Consider the following 4,302-nt stretch of genomic DNA (forward strand, 5'->3'; position numbering starts at 1 on the left):
ACGGGAATCCTGTGGGCACCGAGAGCTGTCGAACGCAGCGCTGTACAGGCAGCCGTCTCGGCCGTTGCGGAGTACACGGACGCTCAGGCGACGTACGCCCCACCCGAACTCACGCGAGACAAACGCCACGCTGCAGCACTTCGGCTGCACGACGCGTGGCAGTGCCTCTACCGCGGCGCAATCGTCGGGAAAGACCACCCGTTGACCCGTGAACTCGAACGAGCGCAGATCTCGATGGCCAGGGCGATCTCCGACGACCACGATCCGGAACTCATGGCCGACCCCGCGTTCGACGTCGACGACGTCGGTGCTCACCCGCCTCTGCCCGACCCGACGATCCGATATCGGTTCCTCCGCGCCTGCAATCGGTCCAGCCGAGCGTCGGTGACGGCACTTCGGCTGTCCATTGCCTGTATGGCGGCGGGAACCCTCACCGTCCTGCTCGGCATCGATCGCCCGGACTGGGCGGTGATCGCCGCGGCGATGGTCCTTCATCAAGGACCGGACCGAATACTGGGCACCTATCGCGGAATCCACCGCATCGGTGGGACCGTCCTCGGGTTGATTCTGTTGGGTGCCATCTACTCCTGGAGTCCGACCGGTCTGTGGTTGGTGGCGGTACTTGCAGTCCTGATGGCGGGGATCGAGCTGTTCCTGGTGCGGAATTACGGGATAGCCGTCATCTTCATCACCGCCCTCGCGATTCTCCTCGGCGCGGCCGGTGGTGCGCACGGGACCGTCCGACATCTGATCCTCAGCCGCATGCTCGAGACGGCAATCGGCGTCGTCGTGGCGTTGGTGGTCCTGTGGACGGTGGGGCGCGGTGCGCATCGACGCACTCTGATCTGGGTCGACGAACGGGCGAGTAGCGTCCTGTTCAAGCTACTGACCGAAATTCGCGCGAGGCACTATGCACCACAGGCGAATTGGTCGGAGCTTTCGGAGCTTCGACGGGACCTGGACTTCGAACTGCGAGGTAGCGCGATGGCCGGGATCGACGCCGCCCACAACGAACCCGAGTGGGCGTCGCAGCAGTGGAGGACGCACACCGAATTGCACCATCTGGGATCGGATGTACTGCACCGACTGTGGTTCGGCACGCAGGTGTCCAGATCACACCTCGAGGAATGGGAGTCTCGCTACTTGCGTTCGGGTTCGGTGTGATCGAGCATCGGCACAGCGCTGAACTTGGCTGGATTCGCAATGTCGTAGGCCGCGCACACGATTCCGTCGCGGACAGTGAAGCCGGCAACGCGAGCGGCGAACTGCGGGTACTGGTCATCCCCTGGTGAGCCGGCGAATACACCGCCGAGCTGTCCGTTGACGAGAACTGGCGACATCGAGAACAACGCCGCCGGTCCGTACTTGCGGGCCAATCCCAGATAGAACCGCGCGACACGATCGCTGCCGCGCACAATGTTGACAGCCGTGCGGGTAGTTCCGCCTGCGTCACCGATCAGGACGGCATCGGGATCGAGTGCACCTATCACGGCGTTCAGATCTCCACTCGCGATAGCCGTCACCAATCGCTCGACGGCAGCAGCATGCTCCTCGCTACTGACCGGGACCGGCGCCGACGCTGCGGCTTTACGGGCCCGCGAGGCCAACTGACGGGCAGTGGCTACTTCGATGTCGAGGATGCGCGCAACCTCGGCGAAGGGCACGTCGAAGCCGTCATGCAGGACGAAGGCAACGCGTTGAGCGGGAGTAAGGGTGTCCAGGACGACGAGGGCAGCAAAACGATTCTGTTCCTGCGTCACGACGTACTCCAGCGGATCGGGTGTCGCTGAGGGTGTGCCCGAGGTGGCGTCGACGGGCGTGACGATCGGCTCCGGAAGCCACTGTCCGACATAGCTTTCTCTTCTGACCGCGGCCGATTTGAGATGATCGAGGCAGATCCGACCGACAACAGTGGTGAGCCATCCGCGCAGCTCGCGGATCTCGAGGTCGCTTCCTTGTCTCGATTGTGCGACTTGCAAGCGTATCCATGCCTCCTGCACCGCATCCTGAGCGTCGCTGAAACTTCCGGTGAGACGGTAGGCCACCGACGTCAGGTGGCCACGGTGTTGCTCGAAGTCCTGCGCAGTCGTCGGCGAAAGCATGCCCTCATGATACGGACCTCACACATTAAATCCGGCATGAATGTAACCGTTGACCCAGGTAGTGGGTGCCGACGTATGGTTTCGGCACTGCTCACGGCTCGATCCTGTCTGCACATTCATTGGAGTCTCACGTGTTTCGGTCTTTCCCGCTCATGTCGCTCAACTGTTGTCGTTGAACTGACATTCCCCACACCTGCCTGTGCCGAGCGCCGCACACGGCGCTCCGGACAGGTGTAGCCGAGAACTGAACCAATCATCTTCTACAGGAAGCAACTTCATGATTCGCCCTCGTTTCGCGCGCTCGGTAGCCGCGGTCGTCGCTCTTGTCACTCTGTCCAGTTTTGCCGTTGCCTGCTCGGGCTCCTCCGACGAAGTGGTCAAGACCGCCGACGGCAAGACCGTCCTGCGGTACGAGGGCAGCACCGGACAGGTCATCTACCCCGAACTGGCCGCTGACCTCGGCTACTTCAACGACGTGGAGCTCAACTGGATCGGCGATACGACCAGCGGCCCTCAGAGCATTCAGAACGCAGCGACCGGTCAAACCGAGTTCGGCGGAGCGTTCAACGGGGCGGTGGTGAAGTTGGCTTCCGCGGGTTCACCGATCACCTCGGTCATCGGGTACTACGGCTCCGACAAGGAGAGCTTCAACGGGTACTACGTTCTCGACGACAGTCCGATCAAATCGGCGAAGGACCTGATCGGCAAGAAGGTCGGGATGAACACCCTCGGTGCGCACCACGAGTTCGTCGTGCGTGAATGGCTTGCGCGGGAGGGGCTTACACCGGACGAGATCAAGCAGGTGGAACTGATCGTGGTTCCGCCGGTCAACACGGAACAAGCTTTGCGGCAGGGACAGATCGACGTCGCCACCCTCGGCTCGGTCTTCCGTGACTCCGCGCTCGAACGTGGTGGCCTTCGCGAGCTGTTCACGGACGAATCGTTGTTCGGCTCGTTCACCTACGGCACGTTGGTGTTCCGTGACGACTACATCGCGCAGAACAAGGAGGCGGTCGCCGATTTCGTGCAGGGAACAGCGAGGGCCATCCGCTGGACGCAGACACACCCACGAGAAGAAGTGGTCGCGAAGCTGACGTCGATCATCAACAGCCGCGGACGCAACGAGGACACCAAGCTCATCAGCTACTGGAAGAGCCCAGGAGTCGCCGGCCCCGGCGGAACGATCACCGATACCGAGATCAGCACGTGGATCGACTGGCTCACCCGTAACGGCGAACTCGAAGAAGGAAAGTTGAAGCCGTCGGACATCTACACCAACGAATTCAACCCGTACGCCAACGGAACGTATTCACCCGACAGCGGCGCTGACGGACAGGCACTGGAGGCAGCAAAATGAGCACAGAACCGAAACTACGGCTCGAGCACGTCACCAAACAGTTCGACATTCGTGGGGCCGACGAAGTTTTCACCGCGGTCGAGGACATCAACATCGACGTGGCGCCGGGGGAGTTCCTGGTCCTCGTCGGGCCGAGTGGTTGCGGCAAGTCGACTCTGCTGGACCTCCTCGGAGGACTCAGTTCGCCCACTTCCGGTCGAATCCTTCTGGACGGCAAGCAGATCACGGGCCCAGGCTTGGATCGGGGAATCGTCTTCCAGCAATACGCGCTACTTCCATGGCGAACTGCACGTCACAACATCGAGTTCGGACTCGAAGCGAAGGGCGTGAAGAAGAGCGAGCGACGCGAGCTCGCCGAGCATTACCTCGAACTGGTCGGTCTGCAAGGTTTCGCGGATCGCTATCCGCACGAGTTGTCCGGTGGAATGAAGCAGCGAGTCGCGATCGCCCGCAGCCTGGCATTCGACCCCGAAGTGTTGCTGATGGACGAACCATTTGCTGCGCTGGACGCACAGACGCGAGAGTCGCTGCAGGACGAGCTTCTGCGCATCTGGAAGGCCACCGGCAAGACCATCTTGTTCATCACCCACGGAATCGACGAGGCCATCTACCTCGGGCAACGTGTTGCAGTACTGACTTCGCGGCCGGGGCGCGTCAAGACGATCGTCGACATCGACATCGACCGGTCCGGCGACGACGTGCGATCAGGTGAGGAGTTCCGAGTGTTCCGGCACCGGATCTGGACGCTGCTGCACGGTGAAGTCGAGCGCGCTCGGGCCGGCGAACTCGATCCTGCCAAGGAGGTTGCACATGTCTAGCGCATTGGCGACGCCGGAGGTGGTC

At 62.1% G+C, this 4,302-nt stretch carries 4 protein-coding genes; 3 read left to right on the forward strand and 1 reads right to left on the reverse strand.

The genetic code is table 11. From position 1 onward, the window contains the following. On the forward strand, nt 1-1,164 hold a 1,164-nt coding region (locus tag A2J01_RS34205), incomplete at its 5' end, for an FUSC family protein (RefSeq protein WP_064114450.1). Here A2J01_RS34205 and A2J01_RS34210 read toward each other — a convergent pair. Then, a complete protein-coding gene (locus tag A2J01_RS34210) occupies nt 1,140-2,102 on the reverse strand; it encodes a sigma-70 family RNA polymerase sigma factor (RefSeq protein WP_064114451.1) in 963 nt (320 codons plus the stop codon). The genes A2J01_RS34205 and A2J01_RS34210 overlap by 25 nt on opposite strands. Before the next feature lie 277 nt (nt 2,103-2,379). On the opposite strand from A2J01_RS34210, the gene A2J01_RS34215 reads away from it, so the two are divergent. Then, entirely contained in the window at nt 2,380-3,459 is a 1,080-nt protein-coding gene (locus A2J01_RS34215; RefSeq protein ID WP_007733528.1) for an ABC transporter substrate-binding protein, read from the forward strand. Further along, nucleotides 3,456-4,277, forward strand: coding sequence for an ABC transporter ATP-binding protein (locus tag A2J01_RS34220; protein WP_064114452.1), 822 nt, complete (start codon nt 3,456-3,458; stop codon nt 4,275-4,277). Before A2J01_RS34215 ends, A2J01_RS34220 begins: the two co-directional genes overlap by 4 nt. Nucleotides 4,278-4,302 lie beyond the last annotated feature (25 nt).

This window comes from Rhodococcus sp. EPR-134, assembly GCF_001647205.1.
GTDB classification, from domain to species: Bacteria; Actinomycetota; Actinomycetes; order Mycobacteriales; family Mycobacteriaceae; genus Rhodococcus_F; species Rhodococcus_F qingshengii.